19 protein-coding genes are annotated in these 23,491 nt (G+C 69.6%); 4 read left to right on the forward strand and 15 right to left on the reverse strand.

Going from position 1 to position 23,491, the window contains the following annotated elements:
- The coding region (locus tag AAW13_RS23695; RefSeq protein ID WP_071659662.1) for a poly(A) polymerase at positions 1 to 2,467 on the forward strand (2,467 nt) is incomplete at its 5' end.
- A gap of 124 nt (positions 2,468 to 2,591) precedes the next feature.
- Here the strand turns inward: AAW13_RS23695 and AAW13_RS23700 are convergent.
- The 6 genes from AAW13_RS23700 to AAW13_RS23725 all read right to left on the reverse strand — a co-directional run bounded on the left by AAW13_RS23700 (position 2,592) and on the right by AAW13_RS23725 (position 9,974).
- Entirely contained in the window at positions 2,592 to 2,798 is a 207-nt protein-coding gene (locus tag AAW13_RS23700; RefSeq protein WP_167391731.1) for an RHS domain-containing protein, read from the reverse strand.
- Between the two features lie 48 nt (positions 2,799 to 2,846).
- Complete coding sequence (locus AAW13_RS23705; RefSeq protein WP_046732364.1) at positions 2,847 to 3,311, reverse strand: hypothetical protein; 465 nt, start codon at positions 3,309 to 3,311, stop codon at positions 2,847 to 2,849.
- 3 nt (positions 3,312 to 3,314) lie between these two features.
- The gene (locus AAW13_RS23710) at positions 3,315 to 7,961 is read right to left on the reverse strand and encodes an RHS repeat-associated core domain-containing protein (protein WP_071659663.1); all 4,647 of its coding nucleotides are present in this window, start codon (positions 7,959 to 7,961) and stop codon (positions 3,315 to 3,317) included.
- Between the two features lie 288 nt (positions 7,962 to 8,249).
- Positions 8,250 to 8,849: an SMI1/KNR4 family protein gene (locus AAW13_RS23715; protein WP_052768619.1), complete on the reverse strand. Its 600-nt coding sequence runs from the start codon at positions 8,847 to 8,849 to the stop codon at positions 8,250 to 8,252.
- Between the two features lie 15 nt (positions 8,850 to 8,864).
- On the reverse strand, positions 8,865 to 9,314 hold the full coding sequence (locus AAW13_RS23720) for a hypothetical protein (protein ID WP_046731117.1): 450 nt from the start codon (positions 9,312 to 9,314) through the stop codon (positions 8,865 to 8,867).
- A 12-nt stretch (positions 9,315 to 9,326) separates the two neighbouring features.
- Positions 9,327 to 9,974, reverse strand: a complete 648-nt coding sequence (locus tag AAW13_RS23725) for a hypothetical protein (RefSeq protein WP_046731116.1) — start codon at positions 9,972 to 9,974, stop codon at positions 9,327 to 9,329.
- A 78-nt stretch (positions 9,975 to 10,052) separates the two neighbouring features.
- Between AAW13_RS23725 and AAW13_RS23730 the strand changes: the two genes are divergently transcribed.
- Positions 10,053 to 10,400 (forward strand): hypothetical protein, encoded by a 348-nt coding sequence (locus tag AAW13_RS23730; protein ID WP_046731115.1) that lies wholly within the window; start codon positions 10,053 to 10,055, stop codon positions 10,398 to 10,400.
- A 63-nt stretch (positions 10,401 to 10,463) separates the two neighbouring features.
- Here the strand turns inward: AAW13_RS23730 and AAW13_RS23735 are convergent, their stop codons facing one another.
- From AAW13_RS23735 to AAW13_RS23750, 4 genes are all read right to left on the reverse strand, one after another.
- The gene (locus tag AAW13_RS23735; protein WP_240528711.1) at positions 10,464 to 10,931 is read right to left on the reverse strand and encodes a hypothetical protein; all 468 of its coding nucleotides are present in this window, start codon (positions 10,929 to 10,931) and stop codon (positions 10,464 to 10,466) included.
- 329 nt (positions 10,932 to 11,260) lie between these two features.
- Complete coding sequence (locus tag AAW13_RS23740) at positions 11,261 to 11,605, reverse strand: hypothetical protein (RefSeq protein WP_046731114.1); 345 nt, start codon at positions 11,603 to 11,605, stop codon at positions 11,261 to 11,263.
- The gene (locus AAW13_RS23745; protein ID WP_046731113.1) at positions 11,602 to 11,829 is read right to left on the reverse strand and encodes a DUF397 domain-containing protein; all 228 of its coding nucleotides are present in this window, start codon (positions 11,827 to 11,829) and stop codon (positions 11,602 to 11,604) included. The genes AAW13_RS23740 and AAW13_RS23745 overlap by 4 nt, the downstream gene beginning before the upstream one ends.
- Entirely contained in the window at positions 11,826 to 12,701 is an 876-nt protein-coding gene (locus AAW13_RS23750) for a helix-turn-helix domain-containing protein (protein ID WP_046731112.1), read from the reverse strand. The genes AAW13_RS23745 and AAW13_RS23750 overlap by 4 nt, the downstream gene beginning before the upstream one ends.
- 314 nt (positions 12,702 to 13,015) lie before the next feature.
- Here AAW13_RS23750 and AAW13_RS23755 point away from each other — a divergent pair, with 314 nt between their 5' ends.
- A complete protein-coding gene (locus tag AAW13_RS23755; protein WP_079178934.1) occupies positions 13,016 to 13,858 on the forward strand; it encodes an FkbM family methyltransferase in 843 nt (280 codons plus the stop codon).
- Positions 13,859 to 14,127: 269 nt separating this feature from the next.
- The gene (locus AAW13_RS23760; RefSeq protein WP_052768618.1) at positions 14,128 to 15,405 is read left to right on the forward strand and encodes a S41 family peptidase; all 1,278 of its coding nucleotides are present in this window, start codon (positions 14,128 to 14,130) and stop codon (positions 15,403 to 15,405) included.
- Positions 15,406 to 15,536: 131 nt separating this feature from the next.
- Here AAW13_RS23760 and AAW13_RS23765 read toward each other — a convergent pair whose 3' ends face one another.
- The 5 genes from AAW13_RS23765 to rpsL all read right to left on the reverse strand — a co-directional run bounded on the left by AAW13_RS23765 (position 15,537) and on the right by rpsL (position 23,135).
- Positions 15,537 to 18,581, reverse strand: coding sequence for a glycosyl hydrolase 115 family protein (locus AAW13_RS23765; RefSeq protein WP_046731109.1), 3,045 nt, complete (start codon positions 18,579 to 18,581; stop codon positions 15,537 to 15,539).
- Positions 18,582 to 18,761: 180 nt separating this feature from the next.
- On the reverse strand, positions 18,762 to 19,955 hold the full coding sequence (gene tuf, locus AAW13_RS23770) for an elongation factor Tu (RefSeq protein ID WP_046731108.1): 1,194 nt from the start codon (positions 19,953 to 19,955) through the stop codon (positions 18,762 to 18,764).
- Positions 19,956 to 20,124: 169 nt separating this feature from the next.
- The gene (gene fusA, locus AAW13_RS23775) at positions 20,125 to 22,251 is read right to left on the reverse strand and encodes an elongation factor G (protein WP_046731107.1); all 2,127 of its coding nucleotides are present in this window, start codon (positions 22,249 to 22,251) and stop codon (positions 20,125 to 20,127) included.
- 39 nt (positions 22,252 to 22,290) lie between these two features.
- A complete protein-coding gene (gene rpsG / locus AAW13_RS23780; protein WP_003992340.1) occupies positions 22,291 to 22,761 on the reverse strand; it encodes a 30S ribosomal protein S7 in 471 nt (156 codons plus the stop codon).
- A 2-nt stretch (positions 22,762 to 22,763) separates the two neighbouring features.
- On the reverse strand, positions 22,764 to 23,135 hold the full coding sequence (gene rpsL / locus AAW13_RS23785; RefSeq protein WP_003948652.1) for a 30S ribosomal protein S12: 372 nt from the start codon (positions 23,133 to 23,135) through the stop codon (positions 22,764 to 22,766).
- Positions 23,136 to 23,491 lie beyond the last annotated feature (356 nt).

Here is a 23,491-nt window from a genome sequence, read left to right on the forward strand (position 1 = left end):
GCGGGCGGCCGGGGGTGTGCGGGCGGCCGGGGGTGTGCGGGTACTGACCTGGAACACCCTCTGGGACCGGTACGACGCCGACCGCATCGACAGTGCCCGGCGCAGGCCCCTGCTGTCGCGGGCCCTGCGCGACGCGGACGTGGACGTGATCGCGTTGCAGGAGGTCGAGGCGGAGCTCCTCGCCCTGCTGCTGGGCGAGGAGTGGGTGCGGGCGGACTGGACGCTGGGCACGGACCCGCGAGGGCGGGACGTCGACGCGTGCGGTCTGCTGCTCCTGAGCCGGCTGCCCGTCATCGAGGCCGCACACCACGAACTGGGCCCGCACAAGGCGCTGACCGCCCTCGTGGTGGCGGCGGACGGGCGGCCCGTGGTCATCACGGCGACCCATCTGAGCAGCGACCACTCGGAGAACGGCGCCGGCCGGCGCACGGCGGAACTCACCCGCGCCGCCGAGGGCCTGGCGGCCGTGGACGCCGATCTGATCCTGATGGGCGACTTCAACGACGGCGGCTCCACACCGCAGCTGACGCTGGGCCTTCGGGACGCGTGGAGCGAGGTGCACGGCGCCGACGACACGACCCCGACCTTCGACCCGGGCGGCAATCCGCTGGCCGCGATCTCGTCGTTGACGGGCCGGGCCTCGCGACTGGACCGGGTGCTGCTGCGCGGTGAGGGGCTGCGGGCACGGCGCGCCGAACTCCGCGGTGACGTGCCGTCGGCGGAGGGAACGTACATCTCCGATCACTACGGGGTCCTCGCCGAGCTCACGGCGGGCGCTCCGGAGGCGGACGCCCTGGATTCCCTCGCCGAGGGACCGACGCCCCGCACGGCGCTGGCGTGGCTGCCGCCCGAGGAACTGCGGCCCCCGCTCCAGGAGATCCGCCGGGACCACGACCCGCAGGTCCGCCGCTGGCCCCCGCATGTGAACCTGCTCTTCGGGTTCGTACCGGAGCACGTTTTCGAGCGGGCGGCGGCGGTGCTCGCGACGGCCGCCACCGCTCCCTTCGACGCCCGGCTGGAGGGCGTGCAGTGGTTCGGCCACCGGGACGACGCGACCGTCTGGCTCGACCCCGCCGCGGCGGGTGAGGAGCCCTGGGCCGACCTGCACCGCACGCTCCTGCGTCGCTTCCCCCGTTGCGGCGGCCGGCACCCGGGCTTCACCCCGCACCTCAGCCTGGGCCGCACCACCGACCCGAACACCCTGGCCGACGCCTGCGCGGCCCGGCTCGCCCCGATGCCGGTCAGGGTCGGCGAGCTGACCCTGCTCTCACGGCGCGGGGACGAGCCGATGCGGGTGCGGGCCACGGTGACCCTGGGAACGGGCGAGGTGCGCTGGACGGAGGAGGAGGCTGCGCCAGGCGGGACGCAGGAAAAGGTGACGCGGGTCGCCGAGGAGACCGCTCACCGCGTCGAGAAGGCGTTCTCCGACGGCGTCGTGCACGTCGTCGGCTCTCGGCGGATGGGCTGCGCGCTGCCCGGTGCGGACCTGGACCTGGTCGCGGTGCTGCCGGGCACGGTCGGACTCCCGGCCGTCCAGGCACGGTTGGCCGCCGCTCTCCCCGAGGCGACGGACGTGCGTGAGGTGGTCGGGGCCCGCGTGCCCGGTCTGCGGCTGCGGATCGACGGGCTGGACGTGGACCTGGCCGTGGTCACCACGGGTTCGACGGACCCCGCGGAGGCGGTTTCCCGCCGGACCGAGCTGGGCGAGGCGGCCGCACTCGCACTCAGCGCGGTGAGCGACGCCGAGGCGGTACTGGCCTCGGTGGGCGGGCACGGGCCTGCCTTCGCCCGGCTGGCGACGCAGGTGAAGGCATGGGCAAAGGCCCGGGGCCTGGACTCGGCGCCGTTCGGAGGCCTGCCGGGCCTGGCCTGGTCCGTCCTGGCCGCCCGCACCGCGGCCGAGGCCGGCGACCTCGCGCCGGGCGATCTCCTACGGCACTTCTTCGCGACGTGGGCGGCCTGGGACTGGCGGGAACCGGTGGGCAGGGCACCCGGCCCGACCCAGCCCCTCCTCCCTCTCACCGTCACGACCCCCTCCGCCCCCGTACGCCCCTGCACCGACCAGGTGACGGCGGGCATGCGTGACCTGGTGACCCAAGAGCTGTTCCACGCCTGGGAGTTGCTGGCCGCGACCACGGACCCGTACCCCCGGTCCGAACTCCTCGCCCTTCCCCCACTCCACCGCCGCCACGCGGCCTGGGCAGTCCTGACGGTGGGCCCGGACGCGGACGAGGGCCGGGTGCGGGGCAGGATGCGAGCCCTCCTCGCCGACCTCTCGGCGTCGGTCCCCGACTGCCATGCCTGGCCCCGTCCCTTCACCACGAACCCGCTCCGCTACGCCATCGGCCTGGGCTCCGCCCCACCGACCGCCGGCCACCTCGCGGCTCTCGCGGAACGCCGACTGCGCGGCCTGCCCGGGGTCACACTGACGCGGGCCGAGGGAGGCGCGATGCCGACCTTGCGCTGACGCCGGCGAGCCCGAGGAGCCGCGAGGCCGTTCCACTGGACGGCGCGGGGGAACTGCGGCAGCCGGTGACGGGTACCGGGCTCCCGGCCGGCAGCAGTTCGTCGGGGTGCGGAGCGGCCGATGGCTAGGGGGTACCGGTACCCGCGGCGGCTTCAGTACGGGTCGATCCCCAGAGGGTGGCCTGTGCCTGCCAGGCGGTTTCCCCGCTGGATTCCACCAGCTCGGTCGGGATGCCGACCACATCGGTGACGATCGCGTAGAAACGCCGGTCGACCTCGTCTTGGGACAGCCCGTCCGACCTGCGGCGTTCCGACCGGGTCAGAGGCGTCATGTCGTCGCGCTCCCACATGAGCGTCATCTCGTCATCCGGCGTCCGGGTTCATGAAACGACGGCGTCCACCCTGACCGGGAGTTCCGTGTCGTCCTGGACCGCACCGACGAGCAGCGTCCGGCGTCCCAGACCCCAGGCCCGCTGCTCGATGTAATCGATGCCCACCGACTCGGCACTGTCCAGTCGGGCGAGGCGACCGGCAAGAACACCGGTCTCCACCTGGTCTGCGATTCGTCCGACCACCTGCGCGGACTCGTCGTACAGCGATTCCAGCGCGTCGAAGCCGGCCTCCTCGTCGACCTCGCGCTCCCACAGAGTGACAGCGAGGCGCACCTGCGGGGCGTCCCCCTCGATACCCGCCAGCAGGTCGTCCTTGCGCCAGACACGAGGGAACGCGCCCGGCACCTGGCGCGCCACGCCCCAGCCCAGCCGTTCCAGGACGGCGCTGACCGCCTCGCCCGTCAGGTTCTCGTCGCCTGCCAGGGACTCCAGAACCGCTACAACCTCGTCCACGCCCTAATCCATTCCGTTTCCCGGCACATGGAAGACGTTCAGCCTTCCATCGGCGAATTCGTCTGGGAACTTGGTGCTGAAAAGATCCCGGAGGTGCTCGGCCCCCTCCGGATAGGAGGTGGCATACCGCACCCCCCTGCCGCCCAGTCCTTCGTTCAGCGCCAGAAGCTTCTCGGCCTGACTCGTGATCCGGTCTTCGTCGTAGTGACGATGCGCAGGATTGTACTGGGACGCCGCCCACTCACCCGGATGGTCACCACCCGTCCACTTCGCCTCGACGATGAAGCCGTCCGCGGTGGGACCGCCGTCCACATGCACTTCACGGCCGTCTCCGAGGCGCCACACCTGCTCGTAGTCCGTGTGCGTGACGAACCGTTGGTAACGGAACGAGACGCGTTGCAGCAATTTGTCGGTCATCCACTGGATGCCCACGAACGTCGGGCATTTCTGTAGGCCGAGCGGATCCACCCAGAGATGGGGATTGGAGACGTAGGCATAGTGGTCCGGCCCTGCCTGGAGCCCGAGCGGGTCGGGGGTCAGGAAGCGGACACTGTGCGGGTCGTAGTAGCGGTGGAAGTTGTAATGGAGGCCGCTTTCCGCGTCCGCGTACTGTCCGGGGAAACGGAGCGGGCACGATGGCCCGCCGGCCGCGGCCGTGACGGGTTCGTCTTCGTCGCCCCAGAGACCGGATCTGCCCCGCCACCGCACCACGCCGTCGAGACCGATCAGTTCGACAGGTGTGCCGACGACGTCGGTGACGACGGCGAAGAACCGCTCGTCGACTTCCTCCTGGGGCAGCTCGCGCGAACGCGTCCGCTCCGCCTGCGCCATCGGACGGTGCGTACCCGGTTCGTACTCCCATGTGACCGTGTGCTCGCCCGTGTCGCTCCAGCGGGACTGCTCCGCCAGGCGCCGGCCGTCCCAGGTGAACGCGGTCCGCTCGACGACCTGCCCGTCCTCGGCGTGGCACCGCTTCTGCGTGCGACGTCCGAACGGGTCGTAGTCGTAGCTCCAGCGACGGCCGTCGGGGCCGGTCATGCCGGTGAGCCGGTCGTCCGCGTCCCAACTGAACGACCACGCCCGGCGTCCCCCGGACAGTGTCCGCTGCACCAGTCCGGTGACCCGGCCCTGGCCGTCGTACGTGTACGACCTCCTGCCCGCTCGACGGACGCGGTTCCCCGCATACCTGTGTAGGGCCTGCTCTCCGTCCGCCCGGCCCGTGCGGGACGAGGACGTCGGGTTGCCCGCGGCGTCGTACGCGTAGCGTTCCTGCCAGGAGTCACCGTCGACCGCCACGACGCGACCGCGCTCGTCGTGCCGGAACTGTCGGCGACCACCGTGGAGGTCGCGGGTCTCGGTCAGTCGGCCACCGGTTCCGTACACATAGTCGCGACGGCTGACGACACGGCTCTCGTCAGCTGGGCGCTCGCCATCGGGGACGCGCAGCACATGGGAAGTCATACGGCGGCACGCGTCCCAGTGACGCTCCATACGGAGGGCGCCGCCGAAGTCCCGTTCCACCTCGTTGCCGTCTTCGTCATGCCGGAAGACGATCTCGTGCCCGGCGCTCGACAGCCTCGCCGGCAGACTCCGCTTCGAGTACTCCCAACGGCTCACCGCTCCGGACGGCGTCCTCCGCACCGTGCGGCGGCCCAGTCGGTCATAGGCGTGGCTGATGGTTCGGCCGTCGACCGTCTCGCTCAGCACGCGGCCGAGCGGATCGCGCTCCGCCTCCACGACGACATCACCGCACCGGGCCCGGTACACCTGTCCGCTCGGCGTGTAGGAGAACGTCGTCGAGGACTCCGCAGTGCGCTTGCCGACGACTCTGCCCACGGCGTCGCGCTCGTAGGACGTCACCTGCCCGGCACCGTTGGTGCGCCGGGCGAGCCGGCCTGCGGCATCGTACGAATAGACCAGAGTGCGGCCGTCGAAGTCGGTCTCCGACTCCAGGAGCCCCGTGGTGCCGAATCGGTACTGCCACGCGAGGCCCTGCTCGTTCGTGACGCCCACCAGTCTGAGTTCCGTGTCGTAGCGGAAGTGCCGCTGCCGGCCGTCGGCATCGGACCGCCAGGCAGGAAGATCGAAATGGGTGTACCCGAAACGAGTGACGGAGCCCGATGAATCCGTGTGGTGCACGAGACGCCCCTCGGCATCCCACTCCCACACCTCCCTGCCGCCGTCGGGCGTCGTCCGCGACAGGGGCTTGCCCTCGACGTTCCAGGTCAGGCGGGTCACATTGCCCAGAGCGTCGCGGATCTCGGAGACCCGGCCGAAAGCGTCCCGGGTGTGCCGCACGGTTCCGCCGAGGGGATCGACCGATTTCACGGGGAGCCCACGCGCATCGGTCTCGACCTTTGTGACCGCTCCGTCCGGATCGGTGATCTCGGTCAGCGCCCCCTTGTCGTCATAGGCGAACCGGGTCGTCTCCGCGAGTGGAGTGGTGACCGATGTGCGGTTACCGCGGTCGTCGTAGGCGTAGGACCAGCGGGCACCGTCGGCGGCCTCGGTCATCACGGGAAGGCGCTGCTCGTTGAACTCGGCCCGCGCGGTGGTGCCGTCGGCGCTCGTGATGCCGATGAGGTTTCCGGCGGCGTCGTAGGCATAACGGGTGCTGTTGCCCAGCGCGTCGGTATGCCCCGTCAGCCGGTCCCGGCGGTCCCATTCGTATCGCGTGATATTTCCCAGCGCGTCGATGACCGCCGTACGCTGTAGCCGCTCGTTGTACTCGTGCACCGTGGCGTGTCCGAACGAGTCGGTGTACACCGTCCGGCGGGAGTCACGGTCGTACGTGAGCCGGCAGTCGAGGAACCCGTCCGCGCCCGCGCCCCGTACGCAGCGGTCCTCTTCGTCGTACTCGAACTCGTACCAGGAACCGCACCGGTCCTCCCACCTGGTGATCCTCCCCCGGTCGTCGTAGGCGTACCGGAAGGGCAGTCCGGAGGAGTCGTACACGTGGACCAGGTCACCGTCGCGGTAGGCGTAGCGTACGAGAGTCACGTCGTCCGAGCCGTTCGCTTCCGCCAGTCGCAGCGACGAGATGCGCCCCGCTTCCGTTTCGATCGCGACGCGGTACCCCCCGCTGTGGTGCAGGGCCACCGGCTCCCCGGCAGCCGAGTACTCGACGTCGATGCGATGTCCGTTGCGGTCGCTCCGGCTGTGCAGGGAGAACACCGTGCTGCCGTCGGCACCCGGCGCACCGTCCCGCTGGAACACACGGGTGACCCCGGTCTCCGGATCCGTGATGGTCATCGGCCCGCCGGGGTTTCCGTCCCACTCCAACGGCCAGCGGGGCCCTTCCAGCGGGTACACGGAACCGCCGGGCGTGGGACGGGGGTAGGCGAGCAGCATTCCGTCGTCCGAGGCGAAGGCGATCCCGTGGTCGTCCACCTCCAGTCGTTCGTCAAGCGTCGACGTCCAGGACGGACCGAACCACCTGCCGTAGCGGTAGGTGGACAGATGAGTCCGTTTGACTTCGAGCGGCAGGATGCCCGGCAGCGTCACATCTGAAGCGACCATGAGCATCTCGCCCGACACCAGGTCGATGGGATCGCCGCCCGGGCAGCGCCCCGCAAGTGCCTTGCCTCTGGCGACCAGATCCGTCATGCCGGAGCGCAGACTCGTCAGACCACGGGTTCCGAGCCCACGCACGGCCTCGGCCATGCCCTTGAGCCCCAGCTTGCCGAGTCCCCGCATGCCCTTGGCGAGTTTGCCGAGGCTGGTGATGCCCTTGCCGCCCGGTATGCAGTCCAGCGCGGCGAACGCCACATCCCACAGGGACGCCTGGCCTTTTGAGTATTTGTAGAGGGTGTCCGCGAGGACGACGAGCGCCGCCACGAGGACGATCGCGCCGAGGATGGGCCCACCGATGATCATCGCGATGATCCCGACGACCGCGACGACGACCTTGCAGACGGTGACGATGGTGTCCCAGTTGTCCTCGAACCAGTGGCCGACGTCCTGCCACCAGTGCCGGTTCGGGATCCCGGCGTCGGACGCCTCGTCGATCTTCCGCTTCGCCTCACCCGCCGCGTCGTCGCGCATCTTCCGGGCGTCCTCGGCCATCTTCTTCGCCGCGTCGAGGGCGCTCTGCGCGGAGGTGACGTCCGACTGGGCCTTGGTGTGCGCGGACTTGGCGCTCTGCACGTCCCGGGTCGCGGCCCGCACCTTGCCCTCGTCCGGCTTCTCAGCGCTTTTGCTGCCGGTGGGGTCGTCCTTGTACTTGTCCGCTTCCTTCGACGCCCGGGTGACCCAGGAATCGGCGGAGGAGAGGCGGGACTTGGCGGAGGACAGATCGGACTGGGCGTCCTTGGCCTTGGCGAGGGCCTTGTCGGCCAGCGCCTGGGCCCGCTCCAGCTTCGGCCAGTAGTCCGCGAGGGCGTCGCCGCACATCTCGTAGGACTTCTTCAGCTTCTTCAGGTTCTTCGGAACGTCCTTGAACTGCTCCTTGAAGACGTCGGCCGACTTGCCCGCCCACTGGAGGAGGGTGTCCTCGCCGGCCATGCCCTTGACCAGACGCAGCGCGTCGGAGACGTCGTCGGCGAAGGAGTGCAGCTGCGCGGCGAGAGTACGGACGCGTTGCGGGTCGCCGGGGGTGGGGTCCCTGTCGAGGTCGAGTGGATGCCAGTCCGCCGGTCGGTACCCCGCCATGTCCCCGCCACCCCCGTCGCGTACGCCCCGTCAACAAGCCTGTGCACACGCGAACTTACAAGGAACGGTCGTTCGAGGTGAAGCCCGGCGCACAGGCTGGGCCGTGAGCCGGGTGATCAGGCGCCGGGACGATCGCGGAGGGTCCAGAAGCGTGCACCCTTCAGACCGCGTTCACCCGCGCCACCGCCTCTTCGGAAGAAACACCGAACCTGGTCACCGGCACTTCGGCGATGTCCCGGAAGAACTCCAGCATTCCGTCGTCGAGTTCCATGAGGAACTCCTGGGTTCTCACCCCGGTTCCCCTTCTGGCGTCGGACGGTCGGGGCGCGGCGACCGCGGTCGGCGGCGGACGGTTTCCGGATCCGGCTCCGGGGCGAAGGCAGGGCGGACACTGGGGAAGTCGCTGGGGAACACGTCCAGCCTGGTCGTCCCGGAAAGGATTGCGACGAGGAATTCCACCATTCCGCCTTCGAAGTGGGACCACTTCGTGTTCCGCGCCCCGTTCGCCGTGACGGTCCACTCGTCGGGGGCGTGATCGGGTTCGGTGACCCAGTAGATCGTGTCTCCGTTGTCGGTCTTCCCGGCGGCCAGCAGGTGGTCGATGTCGTACGGGACTCGCTTCCGCAGGCTCTCCGGCATCTGTTCCAGCAGCTCGGCGGCGCGTTCGGCGGCGCCGGCGAGGCGTGTCGGCCAGAACTGCGAATGCGGATGCAGGATGGTCATGAAGCCGTCGAAGTCGCCCGGCCCGTAGCGTTCCGACAACCTTTTGTAGTCGTCCGGCAGCCGGACCCCGAGTTCGTCCTCCACCCGTTCCCAGTCGACGGCGGCCCGGGGCGCGTCAGTCGGCGGCGGTACCAGTCGCAACAGCTCTTCCAGTGCGATCGTCATTGCGTCTCCCTCCGTTCAACGGGGGCGGTGTCCGCCCAGGGCCCGCTGTCCGGCCTCGACCGCGCCCACGCACCAGTGCTCCAGCGTGCCGCGCACCGTCACGTAGACCCGTCGGCGCTTGAACCACGGTGGCAGCTCCCGGGACGGCACGAAGGTGAGCGTGTCGCCGATCGCGTCGTCGGCCGGGCCGCCCGGCCCCTCGGCGCGCAGTGCGGCGAAGAGCTCCGGGGTCAGCCGGCCGTTGCGGCGGGCCGCGGTGCCCGCCGCGGTGCAGGCGTAACCCCGCTGCTCCTGGTCCGGGAGTTTCATCGCCCTCACGATCCGCGGGGACGCCTCCTCCAACGGGCAGTTGAGAGCCAGCCCGATCACCGCCGTACCGAGATGGTCCTCACCGCGCTCGAACGCGGCGTCCCACTCCGCCGGGTCGTCGAGCCCCAGCAGGCCCTCGCCGCTCTCCCAGTCCAAGAGGGCCGTCGCTCAGTCCGCGAAGCGGAACGTCGACGTGATCGCGTCGAAGATGTCGAAGAAGGAGTCGGCCAGGTCGAGGACCTGGCTGCTGCCCGCCACCAGGGCGACCTTGCCCTCCTGACCCGGGACCGGGATGAACGTCTGCATCAGGACCGCGCGGATCGTGCGGTTGAGGCTGTCCTCCGGCATCGGGATGTCCTCGATGCCGTAGGTGCGCGCGGCCGGCCCGACCCCGGGGATGTCGACGGTCGTCACCTTGCGCCAGGAGTCGCCCTCCCGGTGGGCCTCCTTGGGGGCGAGCTGGGCGGCGATGGCGGCCGGGTCGTTGGAGAGGGGAGCGCCCTCGCGGGTCCGGCCGCCGACCAGCGACACCGTGACCGAGCCGGTGATCGGGGTGTCGCCGCCGAAGCTCTCCGCCATGCAGCCGCAGTACATCGCGCCCGACTTCCAGGCGTCCGCCGCGGACTTGCGCAGGAAGCCGACGTACGTGTCGCGGTACTGCGCCAGCTCCGGGTGCTGGGCGATCCGCTCGTTCACCATCCGCCGGATCGAGTCGTCCCGCGACTCCGGCCGTACGTCGAACTCCCACCACGACTCCGGCACCTTGATCCGGAACCCGCCGCGCTCGATGGTGAGCGTCTCCATATAGCGCGCCATGGTGTACGCCGCCCCCGTCCGATGATCTGATATACGGTGCGGCCCAGACTACGAGATGGGCGGACGGGGGACGGTCACATGGGCAACGGCAAGAGCGACCTCGCGATACCGCTCAGCGAGCTGGAGGACTACGGCCGCAAGCTGCGCTCCATCAAGGAGCGCCTCAACCACACCAAGAAGATGTTCGAGTCCTACCAGGACGACGTCGGCAGCGGCACGGTCTACGACGCCCTCGACGACTTCGAGTCAAACTGGCACGACGGCCGCGAGGACATCACCAAGCAGATCGACTCCCTCGCCGACATGTCCGACACCGTCGTCCGCGAGTTCAAGAAACTGGACGACGACCTCGCGAAGAAGGCGAAGGACGCGGTCCGCCCGGAGGGCGGGCAGCAACAGGGCAGCGGCGGGAACAAGGCGGAGTAGACCGCCCTCCGGTATGCGGGACGGTCGGTCGCGGTGCCTCCGGCGGCGGCCCGTTTCGACGCCTCACGGACGAGCTGACCTGACGACGCCGTCCACGTTCCAGGCCTCCGGCAGGTCGCCGCCGCAGAAGACGCAGACGAAGTCGACCTCCCGGACGATGTTGTGTTCCGCGCAGGCCGGGCAGCGGCGGAACACCACTTCGTGGGTGAAGGCGGTGGGGCGGCGGAGCGGGATGCCGTCGAGTGCGCGGGCCACGGCACGCCAGGACGTGACGTCGGGGCAGTAGCCCGTCGACTGGTTGCTGACCTCGCCCACCGCCCAGCGACCCGCCTCGCGTACGAAGGTGATCTCCCCGGCGCCGAGTACGGCCGCGCCGCCCGCGCAGGCCACGTGCTCGCTGCGCCGGGGCGCCAGCCGTAGCCGCCCGTCAAGGCCGACGACATATGTGAACGGCTCGGCCCACTCCCCCGGTGTCTGCCGCGCGGCCCACGACGCGAAGTCGGCCAGGGACGCGATCCGGGTGCCGGACAACGTGGATCGCGCTGCCCCGGCGGCGAGTTCGGCCGGGCCGACATAGCGGTAGCCGCGCTCCGGCAGGCCGCCGCCCAGCAGTTCCTCCAGCGTCTCGTCGTACGCCCGGAGCCCCGCCTTGAAGTGGTCCGGGGTCGGTGAGTCCGGGCGGAGCACCGACGCCAGACGGGAGACTCGCCACATGCGGTGGACGTGGTGCGGGGTGACGTACCCGGCCGGGTCCGCCAGGTCGCAGGCAGCGGTGAGGATCTCGATGACCTGAGGCGCGCCGGTAGCAGCGTCCGTACCCGCGTCGAGGGCCACCCCCACCAGCATGGCCAGGAACTCGGTCAGTTGGAGGTCGGCAGCCATGCGGCACATGCGGCGTACGACCGGCGGTGACGGTCGTGCAGGCTCTCGACCCCCGTCACTCCGGCGGACCAGAGGACGAGGAGCGGCGCGGACAGGTCGTAGTCGCGAAAGCAGGCCATCTCGTCGGCGATCGCCGTCGCCTCGTCGCGGTCGAAGGCGCAGAGCGCGCAGACCGCGGTGAAGAGGCGGTCCCACTGCTCCCGCCTGCCCGCCAGGAACGCGCCGACCGAGACGTCGGCGAACGACCGGATGCCGGTGGCGTGCAGCGCTCCCACGGCGACGACCGCCCCGAGCGGTGCGAACAGCTCGCGGGCGTACCTCACTCGCGGGCGGCGGCCGCGTGGGAGAGGAAGGCCGTCCAGGTGGCGGGCGGGAAGGTGAGGTGGGGGCCGCGGGAGGGGGCCGCGGTGTTCTTGGAGTCGCGGATGTGGACGGTGGAGGGGCTGAGGGCGACTTCGACGCAGGAGTCGCCTTCACTGCCACTGCTGTAGCTGCTCTTGAACCACGTCAGACCGGAGGCGTCCTCGGCCGTGGTCTTGCGGATCATGTCTCCCCCAGCAGTTGTTCGATGAAGGCCGTCGACTCACGCGGCGTGAGCGCCTGCGCCCGGATGATGCCATACCGCAGTTCAAGGATACGGAGCTGCTTCGCATCGGACACCGGTCGGCCGTTGGCCACTGCCGGCGAACGCCCCACCGCCGAGCCGTCCTCGGACTTCAGCACCTCGATTCCGCCGTCGACGCCCGCGTGCTCCTCACGGTCCATGGGCATCACCTGAAGCTCGACGTTCCGCAACTGCGCCACCTCCAGCAGGTGTTCCAGCTGCTGACGGAGCACCGTCCGCCCGCCGAGCGGACGCCGAAGCGTCCACTCCTCCAGAACGAAGCTGAGTTCGGGGGCCGGGTCCCGCTCGAAGACGGTCTTGCGGGCCACGCGCGCGGCGATGAACCTCTCCACCTCGTCCCCTGTGTACGCCGGGCGCCGCATCAGGAGCAGCCCGCGTGCGTACTCGGGGGTCTGCAACAACCCGTGGATGTGGAGCGGGTCGTAGAGCTGGAGCTCGACCGCCCTCGCCTCCAGCTGCGCCAGGTCGCGCACCTTCTTGGGGTACCGGACCCGCCGTACGTCCTCCTTCATCGCCGAGAGCAGCCCCTCCGCCCCCAGCACCTCGTCCGCCCTGTCCAGGTACTCCGGCCGGGGAATCCGCTTCCCGCCCTCGATCTTGTAGACCATGTCCTCGCCATAGCCGACCTCCTCCCCGAACTCGGCGGCCCGCATCCCCACCGCCTCCCGCCGCAGCTTCAGCTGCCGCCCGACGGTCGCGATGACCGCGACACCCCACTCGTCGTCGGGATCCACCTCCCAACCCGGCTCGTCCGCCTCGCTCCTGAGCCGCCCCACCGCGCCGTCCACGCTCATCCCGCACCCCTCCGTCGTACGACCGTGCCTCGACGACGCCCTACCCGTACGACCGCGTCCGACAGCCCGGACAGGCCGGACAAGCAGCGGACAGTGACCGTACGCAACGGCTCCGTCACCGTTCACGGTACGCCCGACGCCACCCGGGCTCTTCGGGCAGGCCAGGTGAAAGAGGGGGTTAATTCTGGGTTATTCGAAAGGAACAGCCTCCCGAAATATCAGGCGCGATATCGGGCACGGAAGCCTGCGAATTTCCCTCGCTGATCATTTCCAAACCCTGTGACATTCCCTGGGTCCGGCTTTACCATCGCCCAATGCGTATTTCGGAGATCGAAACCGCCAACGCCCGGATGCTGGCCCACGCCCCGTCGGTCCGGCCGGTCGCCGCCGGTGACATCATCCGGGTGCACCGCAAGAAGTTCCCGTACCGGGGTTTCGTCGAGATCGAGTCGCCGTACTGTCCGCCGTTCGTGATGTTCTGCGTGAACGACGACGCGGTGGCCATGGACACCCTGTGGAACGGCGCGTTCGGCTACGAGCCCGGCACCCTCGCCACCTGGTCCCGGCTGGCCGCCACCAGTTCGACGATCGCCGACGTCGGCGCGCACGTCGGCTATTTCTCGATGATCGCCGCGCACGCCAACCCGCACGCGAAGGTGCATTCCTTCGAACCGGTCGACCACATCCACGCCCGGCTCTCGGTGAACGTCCGCTCCAACGGCGTCCAGAACGTCAGGCTCTACCAGGCAGGCGTCTCCAGCGAGCCCGGCTGGGCCGACATCGGCGTCCGTTTCTCCGGGAACCTGCTGTCCACCGGCTCCACCCTGGAGGCCGCCGCCCCCGACGCCCAGCTCAAGCGCATCCCCCTGCGCACCCTCGACGAGGTCTTCGCCGACACCAGGCTGGACCTCGTCAAGATCGACGTGGAGGGGCACGAGATGTCGGTGCTGCACGGGGCGCGCCGGGTGCTGAAGCGCGACCGTCCGACCGTGGTGCTGGAGGCCCTGGCCGACGCCGCCCTCGGTGAGCTCGTCGCCGAGTTCGAGCCCCTCGGCTACGACGTCCACTGGATCACCGAGCACGACGGTTCACTCGTGCCCTGGCAGGACGAGCGGCCCCCGCACACCCGGAACCTGCTCTTCGCCCCGTGGGACTGACCGCGCGCTCGGGCTCTCCCCACCCCCGCCCCACCCGTCTGCCGGATGGCCGGGACCCTCGCCGTCCGGCAACGTGAGGGGCGCAAGCGTCAGTCGCGTGTGGGTGGAAGGACGCCATCGTGCGAAACGTCGTGGGGACCGCAGCTCTACTCCTGGCCCTCGCCCTCGCCGTCACGGCGCCGGCAGCGCCCCGAACCGGCACAGGAACGGTCACCGGCACAGGCACAGGCACGGCCACGGGCACGGCCACGGGCACGGCCACGGAAGGCGTGTGGCGCAGCGACGGTTACGGGACGATCCTCACCGTCGACGCACGGGGCCTCCAGGAGTACCAGACGACCGCCGTCAGCTGCCTCAAGGGGGACTTCTCGCCTGCCGGGGCGACGCAGGGGACCTACGAGTCCGACGGCGACGTCCTCACCCTGCGGCTCACCTCGGACCCCGGGCACGCCCTGCTCGGCGACGACAGCGCGGTCGGGCACCGGCGGCTGGCACGGATCGCCTCGCTGCCGGCCGCCTGCACCCGGCCGCCCTCGTCCGACCCCCGCGCGGCCTTCGACGTCTTCTGGCAGTCCTTCCAGGAGAACTACCCCTTCTTCGCGGCCAAGGGCGTCGACTGGCGTGCCGTGCGCGACCGCTACCGGCCGCTCGTGCACGAGGACACCACCCGCGCCGCGCTCTTCGACGTCTTCAGCCGCATGATCGAACCCCTCCACGACGCGCACGTGCTCGTCCAGGACGGTGACCGCCACTACGGCGTGGGACGGCCCGGGACCACCGTGCCGGGCCCGGAGCTCGACGCCAAGGTGAAGAAGTTCGTGATCGCCCGCGACCTCAAGGGGGCCACCGGCCGGCGGGACTTCGCGGACGGACTCATCACCTACGCGGATCTCGCCGGGGGAAACCTCGGATACCTGCGGATCGCCGACTTCGACGGATACAACCGGGACGACGACTCGTACGCCGCCGACCTCACCGAGCTAGACCGGGTGCTGAACACCGTCCTCACCCCGGCCCGCACCCGCTCCCTGCGCGGTCTGATCATCGACCTGCGGGTCAACGGCGGCGGCTCCGACGCCCTCGGCATCCACATCGCCGAACGGCTGACGGACACCCCGTACGTCGCCTACTCCAAACGCGTCCGCGACGACCCCGCCGACCCGGCCCGCCACACCCCGCCCGAGCCGGTCCGCGTCACCCCGGCCCGCGGCCCCCGCTACACCGGTCCGATCGCCCTCCTCACCGGCGGTTCGACCATCAGCGCCGGCGAGACCTTCACCCAGGCCCTGATCGACCGCCCGGGCCGCACGGTCCGCGTCGGACAGCCGACCCAGGGCGTCTTCTCGGACATCATGGTCCGCTACCTGCCCGACGGCATGGCGGCCTGGCTCCCGAACGAGGAGTTCCTGACCCGCACCGGACGCACCTTCGACGGCGCCGGCATCCCGCCGAACGTCACCGAACCGGTGTTCACCGACGAGGAGTTCGCGAAGGACCGGGACTCGGCGTTCGACCGCGCGGTGGCACTGCTGCGCCCCGCCCCCTGACCCGCCCCCGGCCTCCGGCCCGCCTCCCACCACCTCCTTCAGAGCCGCTGCCCTTCTTCAGGGCCGCCGCCCTCCTTCAGAGCCGCTGCCTCCTTCAGAGCCGCTGCCCTTCTTCAGGGCCGCCGCCACCTTCAGAGCCGGCGGCTCTCCAGCGGCCCCAGGTACGTCGGGGTCAGCCCGCCCGTGTCGATCAGCAGCCGCTGCACCACCACCGTCGGGTCCACCGACCAGAACTTCAGACGGTGAGTCCCGGCCGTCACGGTGTGCCGGGTCGCCGTCCGGTTCACGTTGTCGGACGTGTTCCTCGCCCACACCGCGTTCAGCAGGCCGTCGTCCGCGCCCGCGGTGATGTCGACGGACCGGGGCTCGTCGTCGTCGAAGGAGAGCGCGTAGTGCAGACCCGGGGAGCCGAGGGACGGGTTGCGCGGGGACAGGTACGCCCACACCGTCACCTCCCCCGCCGACAGCAGGCTCACCTCGTACTCCAGCCGGGGCCAGGAGGCCGCGGAGTCGCCCCAGCCCCCCGTCACCGGCCACGCCGTCATCCCCGCACCGGTCCGCCCGATCCCCGCCAGCCGCCGCCACCGCCCCACCACACGGTCGTGGTGCTCCGCGTCGATCACCACATAGCCGCCCGCCTCGACGAAGCCCCTCAGCCCCCGCGGCCCCCGCGGCCCCCGCGCCGTCGGCTGCTCCGCCACGCACCGCACGGTCACCGACTCCCCCGCCCCGCTCACCGTCAGCGCCCCGGACGACCGTCCGCCCGGCGCCCGGGACCAGTCCACCCGCACCTCCACCCGCACCTGCCGCTCCACCCGGCCCCGCGGCCGGTCCACCACCAGCCACGGGACCGAGCTCTCCACCCGGTAGTCGAAGGGGGTACGGCCCCGGTTGAACACCTCGACGAACTGCTGCGGCCGGGTCTGGTACGGACTGAACGGCGGCAGCTCCCCGGCTCCCGCGCCCTCCGCGTCCTCCGCGCCGTCCGCCCAGACGCCCAGCCCCGCCGCCTCGGGGACCTCGATGCGGCGCACCGCGGGGAAGAGCACGTCCGGCAGTGCCACGTTGTCCTTCTCCGGCTGCTGCCAGGGCGCGTTGGGGCCGTACCGGTCGACGTCCCCGTAGTCGATGTGCGGCTGCGTCTGGAAACCACGCCATTTGCCGCCCGCCACCTCGGAGTTGAAACGGTCGGCCAGCGCGAAGTCCCGCAGCAGGGCCTGTTCCGCGTCCGCCGCGCGGTCGTTCGTGGCCGCTCTGCCCTGCCCGGCGTACAGCAGGTTGGTGAACTCGGCCTCCCGCAGCGCGTACAGGTTCGCGGTCGCCGCCACCTCGTAGCCGACCAGCTCGAACCACGCGTCCTGGGTGGCCTCGGGCAGCCGGCGGGCGATCCGCGCCGCCCGCCTGCCCAGCTCCCGCCACTCCCCGGTGACCCGCTCCAGTTCCCGGTGGCCGAAGGAGAAGGGCGTCTGCCGGTCGTCGTACACCACCTGGCCGGTGTCGGAGAGGGTGATCCGGCGGTTCAGCAGCTCGGGCTTGCGACGGGCCTGCAACTGACCGTACGCGGCGAGGACTTCGGCCGCCTCGCCGGCCACCTCGGCGCCGAAGTTCTGCCGCGCGTACCGCCGTTCCCACTCCCCCAGCCGGTCGATGTCCCAACGCCCCGGGTTCCAGGCATAGGTGAGGAAGAACTCCGTGGGCAGCTCGTTCCCCTTCAGGTCGCCCACGTTCGCGACCCACAGTCCGTGGTTGCCGTAGGCGTGCGCCTGGTGGAGCTGGTCCCAGACGTTGCGGAGGTTCGCGGTGTCGACCCACTTGTAGTTGCGGCCCGCGCCCACGTAGTCGAAGTGGTAGTAGAGGCCGTATCCGCCGCCGCGGGGTTCCGCGGGCGACGGGTGCTTGCGGATGTTGCCCCAGTTGTCGTCGGTCAGGACGACGGTGACGTCGTCCGGTGCCCGCAGCCCGCGGTCCCAGTAGCGCTGGACCTCCTTGTACAGGGTCCACACCTGCGGGGTCTCGGCCGCCGGCCGGCCCGTCTCCTCCTCGATGATCCTCCGCTGCGCCGCGATGATCTCCCGCATCAGCTCGATGCCGTCGCCGTCGGGAAGTCCGGTGTCGCCGTTGCCGCGCATGCCGAGGGTGACCACGCCCTCGAAGCCCTCGTCCACCATCCGCCGGACACCCGCCCGCCAGTAGGCGCGGATCGCCTCCGCGTTGCGGAGGTACGACCACTCGCCCGTGCCCCCGTAGGGGTCCCTGCCGCCCGCGGCATGCCGGTTCCACTCCTCGATGCCGCGCATCATCGGCGCCTCGTGAGACGTGCCCATGACAACGCCGTAGTCGGCGGCCCGCCGGTGGTTCTCCGGGTCGTCCTCGGCGAACGCCCGCCCCCACACCGCCGGCCAGAGGTAGTTGCCCTTCAGCCGGAGCAGCACCTCGAAGACCCGGGCGTAGAAGTCCGCGTTGAAGCCGCCGGGGTAGCCGGGGGCCTTGCCCGGCCCGAAGTGGGCGGGGGCCCAGGTGCCGAGGGCCGGGTTCTCGTCGTTGATGAAGAAGCCCCGGTACCGCACGGCCGGCGTGCCCTGGGTGAACCTGCCGGGCAGGACCCACACCCCGGTCCGGCGCGCCGGGGGCACGTCGTCCCACCAGTACCAGGGCGAGATCCCGATGCCGTACGAGACGTCGTACACCCCGAAGATCGTGCCGCGCGGGTCGCTGCCCGCGATGACGAAGGCCTTCGCCACTCCGGGCAGCGGATGCTCGACCACCGTCTGGAGCGAGGTCTCCCACTTCCCGCGCACCCCGGTCACGTCGAGCCTGCCCGCCGCCACCAACCCGTCGATCAGCGGACTGCGGCCGATCGTGCCGACCAGGACGGCGAGCGGGGCGATCGTCGCGCCCGGCCGGATCCCCGTCACCCGTTCGAGGTCGGCGCGGAGGTCGGCCGCGACCCGTACCACCCCCGGGTGATCGTCGGCGCTCACCACGACCGGGGCACCCACGAGGGAGAACGCCCCGCCGGTGAAGGAGATGTACGCGCCCGGGTCCGTGATCCGGGGCGCGGACTCCGGGTCCGCGTCTCGGAGTCCCGGTTCCGCGACACCCCGGGCGCCCCCCGACGACAGCACCGGTACGGCGGCGGCGCCCGCACCGAGCACCGTCCTGCGGCTCACAGACATGCCTCACCCCTCCGTCAGAATTTGCTCAGCGGCATGACAAATGGTGGGGCGGGCGCTTCCCGTGAGCCAGGGGTCGTACGCGCCGAATAGTTTCGAACCCGGCCGACGACAAAGGGGCCCGTACGACCGGAGTCGTACGGGCCCCTTCAGACCTGCCTGGTCAGCCCTCGCGGGCCGAGATCACTTGTTGATCTTGATGACCTGGCCGGCGCCGACCGTGCGGCCACCCTCACGGATGGCGAACTTCAGGCCCTCTTCCATGGCGATGGGCTGGATGAGCTCGACCTTCATCTCAGTGTTGTCGCCCGGCATGACCATCTCGGTGCCCTCGGGGAGGGTCACGACGCCGGTCACGTCCGTGGTACGGAAGTAGAACTGCGGACGGTAGTTGTTGAAGAACGGCGTGTGACGGCCACCCTCGTCCTTGGAGAGGATGTAGGCCTGCGCCTCGAACTCGGTGTGCGGGGTGACCGAGCCCGGCTTGATGATGACCTGGCCGCGCTCGACGTCCTCGCGCTTGATGCCGCGGAGCAGCAGACCGACGTTCTCACCGGCCTGGCCCTCGTCGAGCAGCTTGCGGAACATCTCGATACCGGTGACCGTGGTGGTGGTCTTCTCGGTCTTGATGCCGATGATGTCGACGGTCTCGTTGACCTTGAGGACACCACGCTCGATACGGCCGGTGACGACCGTGCCGCGACCGGTGATCGTGAAGACGTCCTCGATCGGCATGAGGAACGGCTTGTCGACGTCGCGCTCCGGCTCCGGGATCGCGGTGTCGACGGCGTTCATGAGGTCCAGGACGGACTGGGTCCACTGGGCGTCGCCCTCGAGCGCCTTGAGCGCCGAGACCTTGACGACCGGGACGTCGTCGCCCGGGAACTCGTACTCGGAGAGGAGCTCACGGACCTCGAGCTCGACGAGCTCCAGGATCTCCTCGTCGTCCACCATGTCGGCCTTGTTCAGGGCGACGACGATGTACGGAACGCCGACCTGGCGGGCCAGGAGCACGTGCTCCTTGGTCTGCGGCATCGGGCCGTCGGTGGCGGCGACGACGAGGATCGCACCGTCCATCTGCGCGGCACCGGTGATCATGTTCTTGATGTAGTCCGCGTGACCCGGGCAGTCGACGTGGGCGTAGTGACGGGTCTCCGTCTGGTACTCGACGTGCGCGATGGAGATGGTGATACCGCGCTGACGCTCCTCGGGCGCCTTGTCGATGTTGTCGAACGCGGTCGCCTCGTTCAGGTCCGGGTACGCGTCGTGCAGCACCTTGGTAATGGCGGCCGTGAGGGTCGTCTTACCGTGGTCGATGTGACCGATGGTGCCGATGTTGACGTGCGGCTTAGTCCGCTCGAACTTCGCCTTCGCCACTGGGGTCCTCCTGTGGAGTGGTTCTGTACGCCTTGGTTCAATCGGCGCCAGGTGATCTTTGCTGTTGGGTCCCGGGCCCCGGGCCGTTCCGCCACGAATGCGGAAGAACGACCCGTGAGGCTCCGGGGTCAAGCCTAAGGCGTGGTGCGCACTGCGGTGAACGCGGTGCTTATTCGCCCTTGGCCTTCGCGATGATCTCCTCGGCGACGTTCCGCGGAACCTCGGCGTAGGAGTCGAACTGCATGGAGTAGCTGGCCCGGCCGGACGTCTTGCTGCGCAGGTCGCCGACGTAACCGAACATCTCCGAGAGGGGCACGAGGCCCTTCACGACGCGGGCACCGGCCCGCTCCTCCATGGCCTGGATCTGGCCACGGCGGGAGTTGATGTCGCCGATGACCTCACCCATGTAGTCCTCGGGCGTGGTGACCTCGACGGCCATCATCGGCTCGAGGAGCACGGGCTTGGCCTTGCGCGCGGCCTCCTTGAAGGCCTGCGAACCGGCGATCTTGAAGGCGAGCTCGGAGGAGTCCACCTCGTGGTAGGCACCGTCGTGCAGGATCACGCGGACACCGGTCATCTCGTAACCGGCGAGGATGCCGAACTGCATGGCCTCCTGCGCACCGGCGTCGACCGAAGGGATGTACTCCTTCGGGATACGACCACCGGTCACCTTGTTCACGAACTCGTACGACGTGTCGCCACCCTCGAGCGGCTCGATGCCGATCTGCACCTTCGCGAACTGACCGGTACCACCGGTCTGCTTCTTGTGGGTGTAGTCGACGCGCTCGACGGCCTGACGGATCGTCTCGCGGTACGCGACCTGCGGCTTGCCGACGTTGGCCTCGACCTTGAACTCACGGCGCATACGGTCGACCAGCACCTCGAGGTGCAGCTCGCCCATACCACCGATGATGGTCTGGCCGGTCTCCTCGTCCGAGTGGACCTGGAAGGAGGGGTCCTCCTCCGCGAGACGCTGGATGGCGACACCCAGCTTCTCCTGGTCACCCTTGGACTTGGGCTCGATGGCGACCTGGATGACCGGCGCCGGGAAGTCCATGGACTCCAGGATCACCGGCTGCTTGTCGTCGCACAGCGTCTCACCGGTCGTGGTCTGCTTCAGACCCATGACGGCGATGATGTCGCCGGCGCCCACCGACTCGATCTCCTCACGCTTGTTCGCGTGCATGCGGTAGATCTTGCCGATGCGCTCCTTCTTGCCCTTGACGGAGTTCAGCACGGCGGTGCCGGACTCCAGGCGGCCCGAGTAGACCCGGACGAAGGTGAGCTTGCCGAGGTGCGGGTCGCTCATGATCTTGAACGCCAGCGCGGACAGCGGCTCGTCGTCGGACGGCTTGCGCTTGACCACGACCTCCGGGTCCTTCACGTCGTGGCCCTCGATGGCCTCGACGTCCAGGGGGGAGGGCAGGTAGCGCACGACCGCGTCGAGCAGGGGCTGGACGCCCTTGTTCTTGAACGCGGTACCGCAGAACACCGGGGTGACCGTGGTGTCCTTGGACTTGCCGGACGCGATGGTGATACGGCGGATCGCGGCGTACAGCTGCTCCTCCGAGGGCTCCTGGCCCTCCAGGAACAGCTCCATGATCTCGTCGTCGTTCTCGGCCACGGTCTCGACCAGCTTGCCGCGGTACTCCTCGGCAGCCTCGACGTGGGTGGCCGGGATGTCGACGACGTCGTACATCTCGCCCTTGGTGGCCTCGGCGGACCACACGAGCGCCTTCATGCGGACGAGGTCCACGACGCCCTGGAAGTCGGCCTCGGCACCGATCGGGAGCTGCATGACGATCGGCTGCGCGCCCAGGCGGTCGCTGATCATGTCGACGCAGCGGTGGAACTCTGCACCGGTCCGGTCGAGCTTGTTGACGAAGCAGATACGCGGAACGCCGTAGCGGTCCGCCTGACGCCACACCGTCTCGGACTGGGGCTCCACGCCGGCGACGCCGTCGAACACCGTCACGGCACCGTCGAGCACGCGCAGCGAACGCTCCACCTCGACGGTGAAGTCGACGTGGCCCGGGGTGTCGATGATGTTGATGGTGTGGTCGACGTCTTCCAGCGGCCAGTGACAGGTGGTGGCAGCAGAGGTGATCGTGATGCCACGCTCCTGCTCCTGCTCCATCCAGTCCATGGTGGCAGCGCCGTCGTGGACCTCACCGATCTTGTACGACACACCGGTGTAGAACAGGATCCGCTCGGTGGTGGTCGTCTTGCCCGCGTCGATGTGGGCCATGATCCCGATGTTGCGGACCTTGGCCAGGTCAAGTGAAGTGGTAGCCATAAGGCTTCGGTCTTCTCTCGGTCTCGATGTGGGTAGCGACTACCAGCGGTAGTGCGCGAAGGCCTTGTTGGACTCGGCCATCTTGTGCGTGTCCTCGCGCTTCTTGACGGCCGCACCGAGGCCGTTCGAAGCGTCGAGAAGCTCGTTGAGCAGACGCTCGGTCATGGTCTTCTCGCGACGGGCGCGGGAGTAACCGACGAGCCAGCGCAGCGCGAGGGTGTTGGCGCGACCGGGCTTGACCTCGATCGGAACCTGGTACGTCGCACCACCGACACGGCGGGACTTGACCTCGAGGGTCGGCTTGATGTTCTCCAGCGCGCGCTTCAGCGTGATGATCGGGTCGTTGCCCGTCTTCTCACGCAGACCCTCCATGGCGCCGTAGACGATGCGCTCGGCGGTGGAACGCTTGCCGTTCAGCAGCACCTTGTTGATCAGGGAGGTCACCAGAGGGGAGCCGTAAACCGGGTCGATGATGACCGGGCGCTTCGGGGCGGGGCCCTTACGAGGCATTCTTACTTCTCCTTCTTGGCGCCGTAGCGGCTGCGGGCCTGCTTGCGGTTCTTGACACCCTGGGTGTCGAGCGAGCCGCGGATGATCTTGTAGCGAACACCCGGCAGGTCCTTCACACGGCCGCCGCGCACGAGCACGATGGAGTGCTCCTGCAAGTTGTGTCCCTCACCCGGAATGTAAGCGGTGACCTCGATCCCGCTGGTCAGACGCACACGCGCGACCTTACGCAGGGCCGAGTTCGGCTTCTTCGGGGTGGTCGTGAACACACGCGTGCAGACGCCACGACGCTGAGGGGAACCCTCGAGTGCGGGCGTCTTGTTCTTCTCGACCTTGTCCTGCCGGCCCTTGCGGACCAGCTGCTGGATCGTAGGCACTACTTCTCCGGTTTCTGTGTGCCGAATGGTGAAGCTAACCTGGAACGTCGCCGACCCACGCGGTCGGGTGTGTCGGATTCCGCGGACTCCTGCCGGACGGCAGAAGGGGGCGCGGATCACGGTGGCCACTTCGTCACTCAGGTGCGGTTTGAAGGCACGCACGAGGATCAGGGCACACCCCAGGCACAAGGTCTGAGCGTACCTAGCGCAATCACTCCGGTCAAAACAAAAGGAGGAGCACCGGGGCCGGGGCCTGTGACCTGCGGTTTCAGGAGAGCCTCCGATCTACCACAAAAGCCGACCGACACGCGAACGGGCGGAGGCGGAGGCTTCCGCGGCCCTCAGATGCCCCCACA

The organism is Streptomyces humi (assembly GCF_001005085.2).
Classification (GTDB): Bacteria; Actinomycetota; Actinomycetes; order Streptomycetales; family Streptomycetaceae; genus Streptomyces; species Streptomyces humi.

What these genes read in the sequence shown, in the direction of transcription:
- AAW13_RS23765 (WP_046731109.1), bottom strand. Translation starts at nt 18,581, where the DNA reads ATGTCTGTGAGCCGCAGGACGGTGCTCGGTGCGGGCGCCGCCGCCGTA.
- AAW13_RS23745 (WP_046731113.1), bottom strand. Translation starts at nt 11,829, where the DNA reads ATGATCCGCAAGACCACGGCCGAGGACGCCTCCGGTCTGACGTGGTTC.
- AAW13_RS23715 (WP_052768619.1), bottom strand. Translation starts at nt 8,849, where the DNA reads ATGACGATCGCACTGGAAGAGCTGTTGCGACTGGTACCGCCGCCGACT.
- AAW13_RS23710 (WP_071659663.1), bottom strand. Translation starts at nt 7,961, where the DNA reads ATGGCGGGGTACCGACCGGCGGACTGGCATCCACTCGACCTCGACAGG.
- AAW13_RS23700 (WP_167391731.1), bottom strand. Translation starts at nt 2,798, where the DNA reads ATGACGCCTCTGACCCGGTCGGAACGCCGCAGGTCGGACGGGCTGTCC.
- AAW13_RS23750 (WP_046731112.1), bottom strand. Translation starts at nt 12,701, where the DNA reads ATGAGCGTGGACGGCGCGGTGGGGCGGCTCAGGAGCGAGGCGGACGAG.
- fusA (WP_046731107.1), bottom strand. Translation starts at nt 22,251, where the DNA reads ATGGCTACCACTTCACTTGACCTGGCCAAGGTCCGCAACATCGGGATC.
- AAW13_RS23730 (WP_046731115.1), top strand. Translation starts at nt 10,053, where the DNA reads ATGGGCAACGGCAAGAGCGACCTCGCGATACCGCTCAGCGAGCTGGAG.
- AAW13_RS23725 (WP_046731116.1), bottom strand. Translation starts at nt 9,974, where the DNA reads ATGGCGCGCTATATGGAGACGCTCACCATCGAGCGCGGCGGGTTCCGG.
- AAW13_RS23755 (WP_079178934.1), top strand. Translation starts at nt 13,016, where the DNA reads ATGCGTATTTCGGAGATCGAAACCGCCAACGCCCGGATGCTGGCCCAC.
- rpsG (WP_003992340.1), bottom strand. Translation starts at nt 22,761, where the DNA reads ATGCCTCGTAAGGGCCCCGCCCCGAAGCGCCCGGTCATCATCGACCCG.